The sequence below is a fragment of the Bacillus sp. EU63 genome (assembly GCF_038592915.1).
GTDB lineage: Bacteria > Bacillota > Bacilli > Bacillales > Bacillaceae > Bacillus > Bacillus velezensis.
Genome location: NZ_CP151944.1, coordinates 3,127,108 through 3,147,193, shown reverse-complemented (window position 1 = coordinate 3,147,193; position 20,086 = coordinate 3,127,108). Strand labels below are relative to the sequence as shown.

General features: G+C 51.6%; 14 protein-coding genes. 10 read left to right on the top strand and 4 right to left on the bottom strand.

The window, feature by feature from the left end:
* Positions 1-11: 11 nt before the first annotated feature.
* The gene (locus tag NYE38_RS15715) at positions 12-488 is read right to left on the bottom strand and encodes a divergent PAP2 family protein (protein ID WP_289394871.1); all 477 of its coding nucleotides are present in this window, start codon (positions 486-488) and stop codon (positions 12-14) included.
* A 147-nt stretch (positions 489-635) separates the two neighbouring features.
* Here NYE38_RS15715 and NYE38_RS15710 point away from each other — a divergent pair, with 147 nt between their 5' ends.
* Complete coding sequence (locus tag NYE38_RS15710; protein WP_003151992.1) at positions 636-2,126, top strand: leucyl aminopeptidase; 1,491 nt, start codon at positions 636-638, stop codon at positions 2,124-2,126.
* A 132-nt stretch (positions 2,127-2,258) separates the two neighbouring features.
* On the top strand, positions 2,259-3,587 hold the full coding sequence (locus tag NYE38_RS15705) for a Na+/H+ antiporter NhaC family protein (RefSeq protein WP_025650207.1): 1,329 nt from the start codon (positions 2,259-2,261) through the stop codon (positions 3,585-3,587).
* A gap of 45 nt (positions 3,588-3,632) precedes the next feature.
* Here the strand turns inward: NYE38_RS15705 and NYE38_RS15700 are convergent, their stop codons facing one another.
* Entirely contained in the window at positions 3,633-4,226 is a 594-nt protein-coding gene (locus tag NYE38_RS15700; RefSeq protein WP_202331807.1) for a biotin transporter BioY, read from the bottom strand.
* A gap of 99 nt (positions 4,227-4,325) precedes the next feature.
* On the opposite strand from NYE38_RS15700, the gene NYE38_RS15695 reads away from it, so the two are divergent.
* From NYE38_RS15695 to NYE38_RS15660, 8 genes are all read left to right on the top strand, one after another.
* Positions 4,326-4,922: a sulfite oxidase-like oxidoreductase gene (locus tag NYE38_RS15695; protein WP_012118333.1), complete on the top strand. Its 597-nt coding sequence runs from the start codon at positions 4,326-4,328 to the stop codon at positions 4,920-4,922.
* 176 nt (positions 4,923-5,098) lie between these two features.
* Positions 5,099-5,968, top strand: coding sequence for an alpha/beta hydrolase (locus NYE38_RS15690; RefSeq protein ID WP_022553720.1), 870 nt, complete (start codon positions 5,099-5,101; stop codon positions 5,966-5,968).
* A 135-nt stretch (positions 5,969-6,103) separates the two neighbouring features.
* Positions 6,104-6,889, top strand: coding sequence for a 2,3-dihydro-2,3-dihydroxybenzoate dehydrogenase (locus NYE38_RS15685; RefSeq protein WP_025650209.1), 786 nt, complete (start codon positions 6,104-6,106; stop codon positions 6,887-6,889).
* Positions 6,890-6,912: 23 nt separating this feature from the next.
* A complete protein-coding gene (gene dhbC / locus NYE38_RS15680; protein WP_021495377.1) occupies positions 6,913-8,109 on the top strand; it encodes an isochorismate synthase DhbC in 1,197 nt (398 codons plus the stop codon).
* An 18-nt stretch (positions 8,110-8,127) separates the two neighbouring features.
* Complete coding sequence (locus NYE38_RS15675) at positions 8,128-9,753, top strand: (2,3-dihydroxybenzoyl)adenylate synthase (protein ID WP_017419434.1); 1,626 nt, start codon at positions 8,128-8,130, stop codon at positions 9,751-9,753.
* Positions 9,754-9,771: 18 nt separating this feature from the next.
* A complete protein-coding gene (locus tag NYE38_RS15670) occupies positions 9,772-10,698 on the top strand; it encodes an isochorismatase (RefSeq protein WP_017419433.1) in 927 nt (308 codons plus the stop codon).
* A gap of 14 nt (positions 10,699-10,712) precedes the next feature.
* Positions 10,713-17,840 (top strand): amino acid adenylation domain-containing protein, encoded by a 7,128-nt coding sequence (locus NYE38_RS15665; protein ID WP_340802078.1) that lies wholly within the window; start codon positions 10,713-10,715, stop codon positions 17,838-17,840.
* A gap of 18 nt (positions 17,841-17,858) precedes the next feature.
* A complete protein-coding gene (locus NYE38_RS15660; RefSeq protein WP_017419431.1) occupies positions 17,859-18,074 on the top strand; it encodes an MbtH family NRPS accessory protein in 216 nt (71 codons plus the stop codon).
* 44 nt (positions 18,075-18,118) lie between these two features.
* On the opposite strand, the gene NYE38_RS15655 is transcribed toward NYE38_RS15660, so the two are convergent.
* Both NYE38_RS15655 and ald read right to left on the bottom strand, forming a co-directional pair.
* Positions 18,119-18,796, bottom strand: a complete 678-nt coding sequence (locus tag NYE38_RS15655) for a YukJ family protein (RefSeq protein WP_007613467.1) — start codon at positions 18,794-18,796, stop codon at positions 18,119-18,121.
* A gap of 117 nt (positions 18,797-18,913) precedes the next feature.
* Positions 18,914-20,044, bottom strand: a complete 1,131-nt coding sequence (ald, locus tag NYE38_RS15650; protein WP_289414450.1) for an alanine dehydrogenase — start codon at positions 20,042-20,044, stop codon at positions 18,914-18,916.
* Positions 20,045-20,086 lie beyond the last annotated feature (42 nt).

The following is a 20,086-nucleotide window of genomic DNA, read 5'->3' as shown; positions in this document are numbered from 1 at the left end:
TGAAGCGTTTTTTACATAAAGAAATAATCTAAAATCAATGTCAGCACAATACCGGTGACGCCGCCGAAGAATACTTCAATCGGCTGATGGCCGAGCAGTTCTTTCAGTTTCTTCAGTTTTTCCTTCTCTTCCGCTTTCTGAAAGTCCTTCGCTTCGCTGACAAACCGATTAAAGTCGATGACCAGTTTATTAATGACCGTCGCCTGTTCACCCGCATGCCGCCTGACACCTGTAGCGTCGAACATCGTAATGACGGCGAAAATCGCGGCGACTGCAAACAGGGGCGAGTCCAGTCCCTGTTCCAAAGCGATTCCGGTTGACAGCGCGGTGACGGCGGCGGAATGGGAGCTCGGCATGCCGCCGGTGCTCGTCACAAGAGACCAGTCAAGTTTTTTGGATACGATAAATTGAATAGGCACTTTTACAACTTGGGCAAAAATAATGGCGGCAAAACTCGCCAGTAAAGGAAAATTCATAAGTACATCCATATGCGACATCCTTTCTGTATCTGCTGATTCCGATCGTATCGAAAAACTGCAGAAAACGCCCTTAGTTTGGTAAAATAAAATCAATGAAAAATGTTTTTTCATTATACCACTTTACATAACAAATACCCACATAAGGAGTGTTTACTCATGTTTTATGCATCTGATCAACTGCGGCATCCCGAAACACTGGTCATCGGTCTTTTTCAAAAAAGCACGCTGAACGGATTTACGAAGGAATTGGATGATAAATTGGACGGTCATCTGACCCAGCTGTTAAAGGATGGTGATGTGTCCGCCAAACGCAATCGTGTATCAAAAGTATACCCTCCGGCTGCGACCGGTATGAAACGTATTTATTTTATCGGCCTGGGAAGAGAAGCGGATTATTCGTTTGAAGATACGAAAGAATGCTTTGCACGAGTATTTCAGCAGATTCATCAAGATAAAAAACAGGAAGTATCCGTGTTGCTCGATACATTCGTCTCCGGGGAAGTGCCTGCCGCCGATGCCGCTCATGCGCTTTCAGAAAGCTGTCTGCTTGCGGTTTACGAAGTGCAGGATTATAAACATAAATCGAATGAGCCGGATCAGGAACTGAAATCAGTCTGCGCCGTGACCGAAGAAGACCTGAGGGAAGTGCAGGCCGGCCTGAACGTCGGCGCGGCATACGGCCAAGGGACGAATTCAGCCCGCACGCTTGTGAATATGCCGGGTAATATGCTGACGGCCACTGATTTGGCGTCATATGCCGCTGAGCTTGCGGCAAAATACGATTTCGAGTGTGAAATTTTAGAAAAAGATGAAATGGAAGAGCTCGGCATGGGCGGGCTGCTTGCCGTTAACAAAGGCTCATCCGAACCGCCGAAAATGATCGTTCTGAAGTATCAGGGCAAAGATCAGTGGGAAGACGTCATCGGCCTGGTCGGTAAAGGAATTACCTTTGATACGGGCGGATATTCAATAAAGCCGAAAACCGGCATCGTCGGCATGAAAAGCGATATGGGAGGGGCCGCCTCGGTATTGGGCGCAATGGAAATTATCGGCGAACTCCGGCCTGAACAAAACGTGCTCGCCGTCATACCGTCTACGGACAACATGATTTCGTCCGATGCTATGAAGCCTGATGACGTCATCGTCTCGCTCAGCGGAAAAACCATTGAGATCCTGAACACCGATGCGGAAGGGCGTCTCGTGCTTGCTGACGGCATCACATACGCCAAGCAGCACGGAGCCTCTGTCCTTGTAGACGTCGCAACGTTAACGGGCGGTGTCATTGTCGCCTTAGGGAACGAAATGACGGGCGCCATGACCAATCACGCCGCGTTTTATGAACAAGTGGCGGAATCGGCGAAAGAATCCGGCGAGCCGATCTGGCAGCTTCCGATTACAGAAAAGGATAAAAAACGGGTGAGAAACAGTCAGATGGCTGATTTGAACAATTCTCCGGGAAGAGAAGGCCACGCGATTATGGCGGGGGCATTCCTTGGTGAATTCGCGGAAAACACGCCGTGGGTTCATCTCGATATTGCGGGAACCGCGACGGCGAATAAAGCGACATGCTTCGGCCCTGCCGGCGCAACAGGCGTCATGGCAAGGACGTTGGCTGTTTTGACTGAGCGGTTTACGCCCGAAAGATAACAGCATCCCGCTGCCTTGATGCAGCGGGTTTTTTGATTTCCAAAATCTTTAGTTGACTAAAGCGCAGAATGTATGTTAACTTTAATTATCTACTACATTAGCAAACTAAAGGATTTTTGGAGGGACTCATCAATGAATGCTGTTGTTGTCGCAGTATTGCTTATGCTCGTCTTAAGCCTGCTGCGTGTCAATATTATTATAGCTTTAATGATCGGCGCGCTTGCCGGCGGGCTGACCGGCGGCTTAGGCCTCGGAGAGACGGTGAAGGCTTTTACGGACGGTCTCGGCGGAAATGCCACCGTCGCGGTCAGCTACGCGCTGCTCGGAGCATTTGCCGCGGCACTGACAAAGACGGGGCTTCCCGATGCAATGGTGGAAGCGTCTGTCAAACTAATCGGAAAAAAGGAAGATTCGCGGAAAAAAGCACTGTCAAAAGTGTTAATCGTACTGATTATTTTAATCATATCCTGTTTCTCGCAAAACGTGGTGCCCGTTCACATTGCGTTTATTCCTGTATTGATTCCGCCGCTTTTAAAAATATTTAACGAACTTGAAATAGACCGCAGACTGATCGCGTGTGTGATGACATTCGGACTGACTGCGCCGTATATCGTTCTGCCTGTCGGATTCGGACAGATTTTCCAAGGGATGCTGAGAGATAATATGGCGTCAGCCGGTTTAAAGGTCCCGCTCAGTGATATTCCGTATGCTTTAATCATCCCGACGGCCGGGATGGTAGTCGGATTAATTTTATCCGTCATCGTCTTCCGGAAACCGAAGAAATATGAGACGAAGGAGATTGCCGGACTGTCGTCTTCTCCTTATACGAAAAAAAGCATTGCCATCGCCCTGATCTCCATTGCCGTGTCGCTTGCCGTTCAGCTCTATCTGTCACAAGTGCTCGGAGTGGAAGGTATGATCATGGGCGCGCTTGCCGGTTTGTTTACGCTGTTTATCAGCGGAGTCATGAAGCGCAATGAAGCGGATAAGCTGATCACGGACGGCATGATTCTGATGGCTTTTATCGGGTTTGTCATGCTTGTTGCGGCCGGTTTTTCAAATGTATTGAACAAAACGGGCGATGTGGCTTCCTTGGTCAAAGCATCAACAGGCTTTATCGGTCACAGTCAATCATTAGGCGCGCTCCTGATGCTGGTGGTCGGTTTATTAATCACGATGGGAATCGGATCATCATTTGCAACCGTACCCGTCATTACGACCATATTTGTCCCGCTGTGCGCTCAGCTCGGATTCAGCCCGATGGCGACGATCGCCGTAATCGGAGCGGCCGCCGCGGTCGGTGATGCGGGTTCTCCTGCAAGTGACAGTACGCTCGGGCCGACGTCAGGCCTCAGCGCCGACGGACAGCACCACCACATATGGGATACGTGCGTACCGACATTTATTTTCTATAACATTCCGCTTGTGATATTCGGCTGGATTGCCGCGCTTGTTCTGTAAAAAAAGGCTCCCGGTAAGGGGAGCCTTTTTGTATGCTGAGACATCTTACGCCGGATTTCTGTTGAACCCCGTCGCTTTATGAATAGACCTGTAAACGGCAGGCGCGATTGATGCCAATAACAGTGCTAAAACGATATCTTTTATGAAAAACCATATCATGTAAAACCAGGCCATTCCGTAGCTGATCGGAGCATGAAGCCATAATTTTAGCGCAATATACGTATAGGTCGTGCCAATGATATAAATGACGGCGGTACCGATCAAAGAGGCCCATGCATAATGCAGGCGGCCGGGTTTTTTTGTTTTTTCCAGCAGCCATCCGGCTGCAAATGCCGCCGGAATGTAAGCGAGAATAAATCCGCCGCTCTTTCCGATAAACGGCGCAAAGCCTGCTGAGAATTGGGCGAAAACAGGCGCCCCCGCGAGTCCGGCCAATGCGTATACCGTCATTGCAATGGCTGCCCGTCTGGCGCCGAGAAGCATCGCGGCTAACAGACAAAAAAAAGGCTGCAGCGATAACGGAATTCCCGCAACTTGCAAAAAAGGAGCCATTGATGTAATGTTGGCGCCGACGGCCATCAGTGCGGCAAACATGCCGGTAAGCGCCATATCGCCCGCGCGAAGGTTGCGTTGTTTCATTTGTTTTTCCCCCTTACACTTGTACCAGATTAGCGTAATCGAAGGGTGATTGATTGTCAACAAAGATTTAATGCAGGTTTACTAAATGGAGGGAGCCATATGTTTTTCGGGAAAACGAAACAAACAAAACAGTCGGAACGGATTCCGCCAAACCAAAATGTCACAACGAAGTTTCCCGTGCTTCACGCCGGAAATGTTCCTTATTATGAAGATATGTCAAAATGGAATCTGCAAGTGTACGGGCTTGTTGACCGTCCTATGCTGTTAAGCTTTGAAGATATCAAAGCCTTTCCTGAAGCCGAAGTGAAAAATGATATTCATTGCGTCACGGGCTGGTCCCGTCTTGATAATATCTGGCAGGGAATACGCGCCAAAGACATCGCTGAGAAAGCGGGCGTGCACAAAGAAGCGGGATTCGTCATTCTGCACGCTGAAGAGGGCTGGACGGCCAACCTGCCGCTTTCTGATTTTACGCGGGAAACATCCCTGCTGGCATATGCGCATAACGGCGAGCCGTTAACGCCAGAGCACGGCTATCCGCTAAGAGGCGTTTTCCCCCATCTTTATTTTTGGAAAAGCGCAAAATGGCTGCGCGGCATTCAGTTTACAAAGGAAAACCACCCCGGCTTTTGGGAGAAAAACGGCTACCATATGAGGGGAGATCCATGGAAGAATGAGCGCTTTACATGGGATTAAGCCTCCTATCACTATATAGTTCTTAGGTACCTTATTGAAATAAGGTGCTTTTTTTATATCAAAAATCCATTGACTTTGTTTGGCAAAAAACCTATTATTTGAGGTGTCTTTTGATATTGAAAATCATTATCAATAAGCATAAATAAAGCAATTGCCGCAAAGGGGATGAACACATAATGGACGGAAAACAAATAAAGCGGGGTTTCGCGCCGGCCGGCCGATACGCGGTTCCGGGCACAGAAGTAAGAGGAATGCGCTCAAAAGGAGGCCGTACGTATCGTATCTTTGTCTCTTTTCCTCAGGAAGAACCGCCTGCATCCGGCTTCCCCGTCATATACCTGCTCGATGCGAATTCCGTATTCGGCACAATGGCCGAAGCTTTGCGGGTGCAAAGCCGACGGCCTGAAAAAACAGGCGTTGTTCCGGCGGTGATTGTCGGAATCGGCTACCCGACAGATCAGCCGTTTTCCGCCGAACGTCACAGTGATTTTACGATGCCGCTTTCTGAATCAGAACTGCCGGTGCATCCGCGCGGCGCGGCATGGCCCGAACAGGGAGGGGCGGAAGCGTTTCTGAGTTTTATAGAAGATGAAGTAAAGCCCGCGATGGAGCGGGATTATCCGATCGACAGAGGCAGGCAGACGATTTTCGGCCATTCGCTGGGCGGTCTTTTTGTGCTGCAAGTGCTTTTGACGAGGCCGGACATGTTTCAGACCTATGTTGCCGGGAGTCCGTCAATTCACTGGAACAAGCGTTTTATTCAGGAAAAAGCGGAACGTTTGTCAGACCGGCTCTCTGCGGAAAATCTTCAAGTCAGCGTATTGCTGGCTGCGGGAGAAATTGAAAAAACACATAAAAGCAGAATCCCGCAGCACGCAGAGGCGCTGTACTCTTTATTATCCGGGTTTGAAGATGAAGGAGTCCGTGCTGAATACAGCGAGTTTGAAGGAGAAGGCCATATTTCTGTCCTGCCCGTTTTAATCAGCAGAGCCCTGCGTTTCTGCCTGAATCCGGGAGGGCCGCATACCCCGTATTCTCCCGCATGAGAAAAAACAGGCCCTTCGAACTAAATGCAGCTGATTCTAATTTTCTAATTGACTGCGTGTTTTGATTTGGATATGATTGTCTTGAATCATAATTGATAATGATAATCATTATCAATATAGAAAGGGAATGATAATATGGACGCATTGGGAATGAAAGGGAAAACGGCCGTTGTCACCGGCGCCGCTCAAGGCATCGGAGAAGCAACAGCGCTTGCCCTTGCTGAACAAGGCGTAAATGTGGCAGCTATAGATACAAATGAAGACCTGCTTCTCGGGCTTACTGACAGACTTCGGAAAAAAGAAGTGCAGGCGCAGGGGTTTGCCGCAGATGTATCTGACAGTGCGGCTGTCAATGATATCATCGCCGCCGTTGAACGCGACATGGGGCCTATTGAAATATTGGCGAACGTTGCGGGCGTGCTGCGGCCGGGTCCGGTGCAATCCCTCAGTGATGAAGATTGGGATCAAACATTTTCTGTTAATACGACCGGCGTTTTTCATGTATCGCGGGCTGTAAGCCGGTACATGATTGAGCGTCAAAAAGGCGCCATCGTTACGGTCGGTTCGAATGCAGCCGGCGTTCCGCGTGCTTCCATGGCGGCTTATGCGGCGTCAAAAGCGGCTGCCGTCATGTTTACGAAATGCCTCGGACTGGAGCTTGCGGCCCATCATATCCGCTGCAACATCGTATCTCCGGGTTCAACGGAAACCGACATGCAGCGGGCGCTGTGGCAGGACGAGAACGGAGCCCGGGACGTCATCAGAGGTTCGCTTGATACATATAAAACGGGAATTCCGCTTCAAAAGCTGGCGAAGCCTTCTGATATTGCAAATGCCGTTTTGTTTCTGGCTTCTGAACAGGCAAACCATATTACGATGCATGATTTATGCGTTGATGGCGGCGCTACTTTAGGCGTTTGATTTAACGAGAAGGAGGGACAAACATGACAAATCAACATTTATTGGCGGAAGTGTCAGCAAAAGAGGTGCTGGACGCTTACAAGCCCGGGGCGTTCTTTTTAGCTTCCCCGAAAAGTACGATGCTTGCGGAAGGAATGTTTGCGGAAGTGCCTGATACAGACGCGGAAAATCAGCTGGATTCACTGCCTGAACGCGTGAGACAGACGCTTCTTGAGGCAAAGCAAGCCGGCATCAAACATCCGATTGCGGCCGGCGCCATTCCTTTTGACAGCAGAAAAGCTTCCCGGCTTTTTGTACCGAAGAATGTCCATACGGCAGGCCCGCTTTCGTTTGCGGTATCTTCCGCAGAAAAGCCGCAATCCAATACATATGACATCTGTCCCGTTCCGGAGCCTGAGGGCTTTATGAGCGGTGTGGAACAAGGCGTATTCAACATTACGGACGGTCCGCTCAGCAAAATCGTGCTGTCAAGGACGCTTCATCTGACCGCTGAAAAGGATATCGACATTCCTCAGGCCGTCAAGCATTTGGCGCAGCACAACCCGCGCGGCTATACATTCGCTGCGGATGTGACGGGAACGTCAGAAACAAGAAAAACGCTTTTCGGCGCAAGTCCTGAACTGCTGCTGTCCAAAAACGGAACATCAATTCTGTCCAATCCGCTGGCAGGTTCCAGACCTCGCAGCACAGATCCCGCCGAGGATCAGAGAAGAGCGGAAGAACTGCTGCAATCAGCAAAAGATCTGCATGAACATGCCGTAGTCGTGGCCGCCGTGGCCGCCGCCCTAAAACCGTTCTGCCGTGTGCTTGATGTGCCGGAAAAACCGTCACTCATTAAAACTGAGGCGATGTGGCACCTGTCCACCGAGGTAAAGGGAGAGCTGCGTGATCCGTCAACGACATCACTTGAGCTGGCCATCGCCCTGCATCCGACACCCGCGGTATGCGGAACGCCGACGGATGCGGCGAGAGAAGCGATTCAGGATATTGAGCCGTTTGACCGCAATTTCTACACGGGAATGGCGGGCTGGTGTGATGCTGAAGGTGACGGAGAATGGATTATCGCACTCCGCTGCGCCGAAGCGGAAACAAGGTCTCTTCGGCTCTTTGCGGGTGCCGGGATTGTCGCCGGATCAAAGCCGCAGGATGAACTGGACGAAACATCGGCGAAATTCCGCACCATGCTCCGGGCGATGGGGCTTTACCAAGATGAGTTGTAAAAAAGGAGGGAACGGATCGTGCTGACTGGATTTACGCCATGGCCGGAAGAATGGGCTGACAAATACCGAAAAGACGGCTGCTGGAAGGGTGAGACGTTCGGAGGAATGCTGAAAGAGTGCGCGGCTTTATACGGAAATCAAACTGCCGTGACGTGTAAAGATGTACATTGGAGCTACAAAGAATTAGATGAAAGGGCCGATCGTTTAGCGGCGGGACTGCATAAGCTCGGAATTCAAAAGGAAGACCGCGTTGTCGTTCAGCTGCCGAATATCGCTGAGTTTTTTGAAGTGATTTTCGCGCTGTTCCGGCTCGGAGCACTGCCCGTTTTCGCACTGCCTTCCCATAGAAGCAGTGAGATTACGTATTTCTGCGAGTTTGCAGAGGCGAAAGCATACATCATTCCTGATATGCATTCAGGTTTTGATTACAGAGCGCTGGCCAGACAGGTGAAAGACAAACTTCCGGATTTGGCGCATGTCATTGTGGCCGGCGAAGCTGAAGAGTTTCAAGAACTGAGCAGCCTGCATAGAGAGCCGGTTCAGCTGGAAGATATAAGCCCGGCGGAAGTCGCCTTTTTACAGCTTTCAGGAGGCAGTACGGGGCTGTCCAAGCTGATTCCGCGAACACACGACGATTACATATACAGTTTGCGCATCAGCGCGGAAATATGCGGCTTGGATCATCACAGCGTTTATTTGGCCGCTCTGCCGACAGCGCATAATTATCCGCTCAGCTCGCCAGGTGTGCTGGGAACTTTATATGCCGGGGGCCGGGTTGTTCTGTCACCGACGCCGAGTCCGGATGACTGCTTCCCGTTAATTGAAAAAGAACGTGTCACAATTACAGCGCTCGTCCCGCCGCTTGCGATGGTGTGGATGGACGCATCCGGTTCGCGAAGTGATGATTTATCAAGCCTTCAAGTGCTGCAGGTGGGAGGCGCCAAATTCAGCGCTGAGGCGGCCCGCCGCGTGAAGAGCGCTTTCGGATGCACCCTTCAGCAGGTTTTCGGAATGGCGGAAGGATTGGTGAATTATACGAGACTGGATGATCCTGAAGAGATCATTGTCAATACGCAAGGCAGACCGATGTCACCTTTTGATGAGGTCAGGGTTTTAGACGATGACGGGCGGGATGTCGCCCCCGGTGAAGCGGGACATTTGTTTACACGCGGCCCTTACACGATTCGCGGATATTATAAAGCGCCTGAACATAATGAAAGATCATTCACAGCCGATGGATTTTATCAGACCGGCGATATCGTCAAACTGACGGCGGACGGCTATATCATCGTCGAAGGACGTGCGAAAGATCAAATCAATCGGGGCGGTGAAAAAATAGCCGCTGAGGAGGTGGAAAATCACCTTCTTGCGCATCCTGCCGTTCATGATGCGGCCATGGTTTCAATGCCGGATGATTTTCTCGGGGAGAGATCCTGTGTGTTCGTCATCCCGAAAGGAGAAGCGCCGAAACCGGGAGAGCTGAAAGCATTTTTACGTGAGCGCGGATTGGCGGCATATAAAATCCCCGACCGGATTGAATTTATCGCTTCTTTCCCGAAAACCGGCGTCGGCAAGGTCAGTAAAAAGGATCTTCGCGAAACGATCGCCCAAAAAGTAAAGCCGGCTGAAATCAAACAATCTTAAAAAAAGGAAGTGTTTACATTGGCTATACCGTCTATTCCCGCATATGCGCTGCCGACAGCGTCAGATATGCCTGAAAATAAAGTATCGTGGACGCTGAATCCGAAACGCGCGGTGCTTCTGATCCATGACATGCAGAATTATTTCGTCGATGCTTTTGCGAAAGGTGAGGCTCCGATCACGGAGGCGGCTCAGAATATCAAAAAAATAAAAGAGCAATGCAAAGCACTCGGCATTCCGGTGGTGTATACCGCGCAGCCGGGCAGCCAAGACCCGGCGGACCGCGCGCTGCTGACGGATTTTTGGGGGCCGGGGCTAAAAAGCGGGCCTTATGAAGAAAAGGTCATTCCGGAGCTTGCCCCGGATGATCAGGACATTGTCCTCACAAAGTGGAGATACAGCGCGTTTAAACGGACGAATCTCCTTGACATCATGCGTGAAAGCGGCAGAGACCAGCTCATGATTACGGGAATTTATGCACACATCGGCTGTCTCGTCACAGCCTGTGAAGCATTTATGGATGATATCCAAAGCTTCTTTATCGGAGACGCCGTTGCTGATTTTTCTTCAGAAAAACATAAGATGGCCATCGAATATGCGTCTCAGCGCTGCGCTTACACGGCTTTGACAAACGAAGTACTGGAGCTGCTGGGCGGCGCGCCGGTTTCTGAAGGAGCAGAGAAGACTTCCGCCGTATTGACAAAAGACCGGGTGCGGGAACAAATTGCGGCGATTCTTCAAGAATCACCGTCTGATATTCCGGATCATGAAGACCTGCTGGACAGAGGTCTTGACTCCGTCAGAATCATGAGCCTTGTCGAACAATGGCGCCGTGACGGAGCTGAAGTGACGTTTGTGGAACTGGCGGAGAACCCGACGCTGGAAGAGTGGTGGAGACTTCTTTCTTCCCGATCTCAAAAAGTCTTGCCGAACGCAGATTATTTATAAAGGGAGAGAATAGAATGCATGATACACAACAGCTGCCTCTGACAGGCGCACAGGCCGGTATCTGGTTTGCGCAGCAGCTTGATCCTGATAATCCGATTTACAATACAGGCGAGTACGTTGAGATAAACGGCGCGATCGATGTGAACATATTTAAAACCGCTCTCGAACGCGTGCTGACGGAAGCCGCGTCATTACACGCCCGCTTCGAAGAGGGAGCAGACGGGCCGAAGCAGATCATCAATCCTCCATTTGAGGCTGCGATCGATGTCATAGATGTGAGTTCAGAAGCTGATCCGAAGCAGGCCGCACTCAGACTCATGCAGACAGATTTGGCTGAGCCCGTCGATATGGCGGCCGGGCCTTTGTTCCGCGACATTTTATTTCAGGCGGGACCGGAACGCTTTTTCTGGTATCAGCGCATTCACCACATTGCGATAGACGGCTACGGTTTTTCACTGCTGGCACGGCGTACGGCGCAAGTGTACACCGCAATACGGGAGGGACGTCCGGATAATGGGCGCTCCTTCGGTTCTTTGGAGGAGCTGGTAAAAGAAGATCAAGAGTACCGCGCGTCTGATCAATTCCTGAAAGATCGGGAATTTTGGATGGAGAAATTTGCGGATGAACCTGATGTCGTCAGTTTGGCGGAAAGAGCGCCGAGAACGTCAACACGTTTTCGGAGAAGCACGGCTTATCTTTCTGAAACGGCTTTACAGCATGTAAAAGCGATTCCGAACTGGCATGAAGCCGTCACGGCCGCAGCGGCGGTATATGTCCATCGGATGACAAACGCAGGGGATATCGTGATCGGCTTACCGATGATGGGGCGGATCGGCTCGATTTCACTGAATATTCCGAGTATGGTCATGAATCTTCTGCCTTTACGGCTTTCTCTTCGCCCGGATATGAATTTTCATGAGGCCGTCAGCCAAGTGGCAAAAGAAATCCGAAACATTCGGCGCCATCAGAAATACCGCCATGAAGATATGCGCCGCGACCTTAAATTGCTCGGAGAAAATCGCAGGCTGTTCGGCCCGCAAGTCAATGTGATGCCGTTTGATTACGCGCTTGATTTCGCCGGAGCGCCGGGCACCGTTCATAATTTATCAGCCGGGCCCGTTGATGATTTGTCAATTAACGTTTACGACAGAGCGGACGGAAGCGGAATGCGTGTGGACTTTGATGCGAATCCGGAAGTGTACAGCGCCGAAGATATTGAAAACCATCAAAAACGATTCCTGCTTCTGTTGGAATCCGCTGTGAAAGACCAGACACAAAAAATCGGCACACTCAACCTTCTGCTTGAAAGTGAACGTCTCCGCGTACTGGAAAGCTGGAATGACACGCGCAAGGCCGAGAAGCAGAAAAGTCTGCCGGAGCTGTTTTACGAACAGGCCGTAAAAACACCGGACCGGCCGGCAATCATCACCGAAAACGAAGAGCTCAGCTATGCCGAATTGAACAAGCGCGCGAACCAGCTTGCCGGCATGCTAAAGGAAAAGGGGCTCGGACCGGAACAATTTGCCGCTTTGCAGCTTCCGCGGTCACAGGAGTTGGCCGTGAGTATGCTGGCCGTTTTGAAAACGGGAGCCGCATACCTGCCGCTTGATCCTGATTTTCCTTCTGAGCGGATCGCATACATGCTCAAAGATGCACAGCCTGCATGCCTGATTACAACGATGGAATTATCCGGCCGCATGCCGGAAGACAGTGATGCAAAAAGGATCATTCTCGATGACCCGGATACGGTAAAAACCGTTGCCGCTCAAAATGCTGACTGTCCCGCTCAGGCGGAATGTTCGCCTTTGCACCCCGCTTATATCATTTATACATCGGGCTCAACGGGCAAACCGAAAGGCGTAGTCGTCACATTAAAAAGCGTAAGCAATTTCCTCTTATCCATGCGGGAAATGTTCCCGCTCGGCGAACAAGACCGCCTGCTTGCCGTTACGACTGCGGCGTTTGATATTTCCGGACTTGAGCTCTTCCTTCCGCTCATCAGCGGGGCGGGGTGCGTCATCGCACGTAAAGAGACGATTCAGGAACCGCGGGCGCTTGCGCACATGATTCACTCATACGGTATTTCAATCATGCAGGCAACGCCGACATTGTGGCATTCATTAGTCACCAATGAACCGGATTCTCTCCGGGCGCTGCGGGTGCTTGTCGGAGGTGAGGCGCTTCCGAACGCGCTTATGCATGCTTTGCTTGAATCAGGCTGTACGGTGACGAATCTGTACGGGCCGACTGAAACAACAATCTGGTCGGCCGCACAGCCGCTTGCAAAAGACCATACGGGGGCGCCTCCGATCGGAACGCCGATTTGGAACACGCGGGTATATGTGCTGGACGCCGCATTGCAGCCCGTCCCGCCGGGAATCGCGGGCGAGCTTTATATCGCGGGCGAGGGGCTTGCCAGAGGTTATTATAACCGTCCTGATTTAACAGCTGAAAGATTCATTGCCGATCCGTACGGCCCCGAGGGCGCGAGGATGTACCGGACGGGAGATCTCGTGCGCTGGCGTGAGGACGGCTCGCTTGATTATATCAGCAGAGCCGATCACCAAATTAAAATCCGCGGGTTCCGGATAGAATTAGGAGAAATTGAGTCAGTGCTGTCGAAATATCCGGGTATTTCGCAGGCCGCCGTCATTGTCCGTGAAGACCAGCCGGGAGATAAGCGGCTGGCGGCTTATGCTGTCGCGGATCAGCCCCTTGATATCGGTGGACTTCGTGAATATATAGGCGAAAGCCTGCCGGATTATATGGTGCCGGGCGCGTTTGTACAGCTGAAAGAATTGCCGCTGACGCCGAATAAGAAGCTCGATCGCAGCGCTCTGCCTGCACCTGATTTTTCCGCTGTCCTGTCTGACAGAGGGCCGCGGACGCCGCAGGAAGAAATATTATGCGATCTGTTTGCCGAAGTTCTCGGTCTCGCGCGGGTCGGAATTGATGACGGGTTCTTTGAATTGGGCGGACATTCGCTCTTAGCCGGACGCCTGATGAGCCGGGTCCGGGAGACGATGGGCGCAGAGCTTGGCATCGGCCGTCTGTTTGATACGCCGACCGTTGCCGGGCTCGCCGCACAGCTTGACACCGCAAAGAGTGCGCGCCCTAAGCTCAAGCCGTTTGACCGGCCGGAGCACATCCCGCTGTCATTTGCGCAGCTGCGTCTTTGGTTTCTCTACTGTCTTGAAGGGCCGAGCCCGACTTACAACATTCCGGTGATTGTCCGCATGTCAGGCAAGCTTGACCAATCAGCGCTGAAACACGCCTTTTACGATGTTGTCAGCCGTCATGAAAGCCTGCGCACCGTTTTTCCGGAAAATAAGGGATCATCTCATCAGCTCATTTTATCTGCTGAAGAAGCCCGCCCTGTGTTTACCGTGACACGTGCGGACAAAAACGAGCTCCAAGACATGCTTGCCGCTGCGGCAAGATATCGGTTTGATCTCGCTAAAGAGCCGGCCGTCCGGGCTGAGCTGTTTGATCTTGGTGACGGCGAATATACGCTGATGGTTCTCCTGCATCACATCGCAGGCGACGGCTGGTCCTTGAATCCGCTCATGCGTGACTTATCCATAGCCTATATCGCCCGGCAAACAGGTGAAAAAGCAGAATGGGCGCCGCTGGCGGTTCAATATGCGGATTATGCGCTTTGGCAGCAGCAGCTTTTAGGCAGCGCGTCTGATTCTGAGAGCTTAATTGCGCGCCAGCTGGATTTCTGGAAGAAAACGCTTGAAAATGTACCGGATCAGCTGGAGCTGCCGTCTGATTTTCCGCATCCCGCTGAATCAAGCTACAGGGGCGGCGTCATTCCGGTCAACATCGGCCAAGAGCTTCATGCCCGTCTTCTCTCACTTGCCAGAAATCAGCGCGTAAGCCTGTTTATGGTGCTTCAATCAGGGCTTTCCGCACTGCTGACCCGGCTCGGGGCGGGAACCGATATTCCGATCGGCAGTCCGATAGCCGGCCGCAGTGATGACGCATTAGGAGACCTTGTGGGTATGTTCATTAATACACTTGTACTGAGAACCGATACCTCTGGCGATCCGAGCTTTTGTGAGCTTCTTGAAAGGGTCAGGGAAATGAATCTCGCAGCATATGAACATCAGGACGTGCCGTTTGAACGTCTCGTGGAAGAATTGAATCCGGTTCGCTCCCGGTCAAGACATCCGCTGTTCCAAGTGATGCTCGCCTTCCAAAATACGCCTGACCCTATACTCAGTCTTCCTGATATGGAAACAAGCCTGCAAATCAGCAGTGTCGGATCGTCCAAATTTGATTTGACGCTGGAATTGGCTGAACAGCGCCATGACGACGGCACGCCTGCCGGTATTGATGGCCTGCTGGAGTTCAGTACGGACTTATTCAGAAAAGAAACGGCTGAAGCACTTTCCGGACGCCTGCTTCTTTTGCTCGAAGATGCCGCATCACATCCGGATAAACCGATCGGAAGCTTAACCATTCTTTCTGATGAAGAGCGCCGGAAGCTTTTGCCGGTTAAACAGGCAAAACAGCATATTCAGCCTCGGCAGACACTGCCTGAACTGTTTGAAATACAGGCCGCCGCAAAATCGGATGAAACGGCGGCAGTATTTGAAGAGAGCGGGCTCACTTATCAAGAGCTGAATGAAAGAGCCAATCAGCTCGCCCACATGATGATTGCCCGCGGCGTCGGCCCGGAGCAGTTTGTCGCACTGGCGCTGCCGCGTTCTTTAGATATGATTGTCGGGCTGTTAGCCGTCCTGAAGACGGGGGCAGCGTATTTGCCGCTTGATCCTGATTATCCCGCGGACCGCATCGCTTTTATGTTACATGATGCCAAGCCTGTATTTATGCTCACCAATCGTGAAGGCGCAAGTAAGCTCTCTGGCGAAAACGGCATGCCGGCCTTCATCCTGGATGATCCGCAGAATAAGGAAACACTTCGGCAATATGCCGTCACGAACCCTGAGAATGCCGACCGGATTCGTCCGCTGTCACCGCTTCACCCGGCCTATGTCATTTACACGTCGGGATCAACCGGTGTGCCGAAAGGTGTCATCATTCCGCACAGCAATGTTATCCGGCTGTTTGAGTCGACGCGGCATTGGTATCACTTTCATTCTGATGATGTGTGGACGATGTTTCACTCCTACGCTTTCGATTTCTCTGTCTGGGAAATATGGGGGCCGCTGCTTCACGGCGGACGTCTCGTCGTCGTGCCGCATGACATCAGCAGATCGCCGGAAGCGTTTCTACATCTCCTCGTGAAAGAGCGAGTGACCGTACTTAACCAAACGCCATCAGCGTTTTACCAGCTGATGCATGCGGAAAAAGAACACAAAGAGCTGGGGCGTCAGCTCGCACTCAGATATATCATCTTCGGCGGCGAGGCGCTTGAGCTGAGCCGGCTTGAGGATTGGTACAGCCGCCACGCGGACAATCAGCCGGTGCTCGTGAATATGTACGGCATTACGGAAACGACGGTGCACGTCAGTTACCTTGAATTAGACAAAAACATTGCCGAACTGAGAGCAAACAGCCTCATCGGCTGCGGCATTCCTGATCTGAACGTATATGTGCTTGATGGCCGGCTGGAGCCCGTGCCTCCGGGCATAACGGGTGAAATGTATGTTGCCGGAGGGGGCGTGGCGCGAGGCTACTTAGGGCGGCAAAGTCTGACCGCCGAACGCTTTGTGGCTGATCCGTACGGCCCGCCGGGAACGAGAATGTACCGGACGGGGGATTTAGCCCGTCTGCGGACGGACGGTTCTCTTGATTATATGGGCAGGGCGGACCATCAGATTAAAATCCGCGGCTTCCGGATTGAATTGGGAGAAATCGAAGCGGTTCTCGTCAAACATCCGGATGTCGAGGATGCCGCCGCAGTCGTCCGTGAAGACCGGCCGGGAGATAAACGGCTGGCCGCCTACCTTGTCCGATCTGCCGGCAGCACCTTGGACACTGGGGACATGCGCCGGTTTGCCGAAGAAAGCCTGCCGGATTACATGATTCCGTCAGCTTTTGTCCAAATGAATGAACTGCCGCTGACACCGAATGGAAAGCTTGACCGAAAAGCGCTCCCTGCGCCTGACTTCCAAACGGAGGTCACCGGCCGGGGACCGAGAACGCCGCAGGAAGAAATGCTGTGTGAGCTGTTCGCAGAGGTGCTTCATCTGCCGCGTGTCGGTATTGATGACAGATTTTTTGATTTAGGCGGCCATTCTTTGCTTGCGGTTCATTTAATGAGCCGTATTCGGGAAGCGATGGGAGCCGAGCTCAGTATCGGAACATTATTTGAAGCTCCTACGGTGGCAAGCCTTGCTGAAAGACTTGAGTCAGGAACGGGCACAAGCGCGCTTGATGTTCTTCTTCCGCTCAGAACGGCAGGAGAAGAAACACCGTTGTTCTGTGTCCATCCGGCCGGCGGTCTCAGCTGGTGTTATGCCGGGCTGATGTCTTCTTTAGAGGCTGATTATCCGATATACGGCTTACAGGCGAGAGGCATCGGAAAAAAAGAACCGCTTCCGCAAAGCTTAGATGACATGGCGGCGGATTATATTGAAAAAATCCGCACCGTGCAGCCGAAAGGGCCGTACCGTCTGCTCGGCTGGTCTCTCGGAGGGAATGTCATTCAGGCCATGGCGACACAATTACAGAGCCGGGGCGAAGAGGTTTCGCTTTTGGTGATGCTTGACGCGTATCCGAATCATTTTCTGCCGATAAAAAATGCGCCTGATGACGAGGAAGCCGTCATTGCGCTGCTTGCCCTGGGAGGGTACGACCCGGACAGCCTCGGGGATCAGCCGCTTGATTTTGACACCGCGCTGACCATTCTCCGCCGTGAGGGAAGCGCATTAGCCAGTCTGGACGAGTCAGTGATGATGAATCTGAAAGACACGTACGTTAATTCTGTCGGGCTGTTAGGAACATACAAGCCGAAGCCGTTCCACGGAAATGTGCTGTTCTTCAGATCCACGATTATTCCGGAGTGGTTTGACCCGATTGAGCCGGATACTTGGAAACCGTATATTACAGGGAAAATCGAGCGGTATGACTTAGACTGCCGCCATAAAGATATGTGCCAGCCGGGCTCGCTTGCCGACATCGGCGCGATTCTGGCAGAGAAATTAAACGGACGGCGTACAGTCCGGTAAAGAAAGGAAAGAGATGATATGACAAATCCATTTGAACGGGAAGACGGCTCATACCATGTGCTCGTCAATGCTGAAGGCCAGTACTCACTGTGGCCGGCCTATCTGGATGTGCCGGACGGCTGGGAAACCCGCCTGACGAATGAAAACCGCCCCGTTTGTCTCGAATATATTGAAACAAACTGGCGTGATATGAGGCCGGAAAGCCTGAAACAGGCCGAAGCCGCTAAAATGTAATAAGAAAAGCCTGCCGTTATTTCGGCAGGCTTTTTATGCGGACATCAGCCGTTAAGCTGTGTATGATCACAAAATGTATAAGGGTGGCCTTCTTCATTCGTGCACCATGACTGAGACAGAAAAGCCAAAAAGACCGCGGCCCACTGGTCTGCAAACTGGATTAAAATACCGCCGTCGTGCCACGTTCCGTTATCCTTCTTCCAGCGTGTATCAATTGGGTTTCCCTGATTCATATGAATATTATGCATGCCGTTTGTCGGCTTGAACCCGAAAATCTTATCAGCGCCCGGCTCCGGCCCGAATTTAGAGCCGTAAATATAGACGGTGGCTTTTTCTGATTTGGCTTTTTGCATGTACGTCTCAATAAAGTCATTTAAGTCATTATCCGGACCGGTGACTTCATGCGGGAGGGGCACCATGTTCCGGGGATCAAACAATCCGCCGCGGACATAATCCAGCGCCAGCTCACGGCTGGTTTCATCAATTGGGGTATATCCATACGGAATGTTGGGCAGCAGGGTGATCGCGCTTGCGTCAAAATGATCGCGTGCCGCATACAGAACCTCTGATTCTTTTGAACTTGACATGACATTGATCGCACAGCGATAGCGCGTATCAGGCTCGCCTAGCACCTCGACTTGAAAATGCGGAGAATCATCATCTGTTTCCCTTTTCATATCTGACACAGTGCCTTTTAATACACCATAGTGCTGAACAGCCATATGAATCCTCCTTTTTCTTCCGGGATATGAATTGATATTCGAGACAGGGGGCCGTTTTTCCTTTTATGAGAAAGAAAAAAGGACAGCCTGCTGATCAGGCTGTCCTCTTCATATCTATTAAGCTTTTGCAGCCGAACCTTGCATTGCTTTTTCAGCAGGCACGTAGTCATAGCCTAAGTCTTTGGCTACGGCTTCATACGTGACATGTCCGTTAGCCGTATTTAAGCCCGCTTTAAGCGCAGGGCTGTCTGCAATGGCTTGTGCCGCGCCTTTATTGGCGATTTGAAGCGTGTAAGGAACGGTTACATTCGTTAATGCGAGCGTAGACGTACGCGGTACGGCGCCCGGCATATTGGCGACAGCGTAGTGAACGACGCCGTGTTTTTCGTAAGTCGGATTATCGTGGGTTGTAATATGATCAACGGTTTCCACAATGCCGCCCTGATCGATGGCAACATCAACAATGACGGAACCCGGTTTCATTTGTTTAACCATTTCTTCCGTAACGAGAGTCGGCGCTTTGGCTCCCGGGATGAGCACGGCGCAGATCAGAAGATCCGCTTCCGCGACGGAATCTGCAATATTTACAGGGTTTGACATCAATGTTTTAATCTGATGCCCGAAAATATCATCAAGCTGACGCAGGCGGTCTGCGTTCAAATCGATCATTGTCACATCGGCACCGAGTCCGACAGCCATTTTCGCGGCATTTGTTCCGACGCCGCCCCCTCCGATGATCGTGACTTTTCCGCGGGATACACCCGGTACGCCGGCTAATAAAATTCCTTTTCCGCCCTTTGGTTTTTCAAGAAACTGAGCCCCGATTTGCGCGGCCATTCTGCCGGCCACTTCGGACATCGGCGTAAGCAGCGGAAGGGAACGTCCGTCCGTTACCGTTTCGTACGCGATAGCTGTCACGCCTTTTTCTGTAAGCGCTTTAGCTAATTCCGGCTCTGCAGCTAAATGAAGGTAAGTGAATAAGACCAGACCTTGACGGAAATACGCATACTCTTCAGCCAGCGGTTCTTTTACCTTCATGACCATTTCCGCATCCCATACTTGCTTTCTGTCCTCCAGAATTTCCGCCCCTGCTGATACATAATCTTCATTTGTAAAGCCGCTTCCGAGTCCCGCTCCGGATTCCACAAGAACCCGATGGCCGTTTCCGATAAGCTGTGAAACGCCTCCAGGTGTTAATGCCACTCGATTTTCATTGTTTTTGATTTCCTTTGGAACCCCGATAATCATGTCTGTTTCCCCCAATGTTTGTGTGATGCTTCAAGTGTAGCG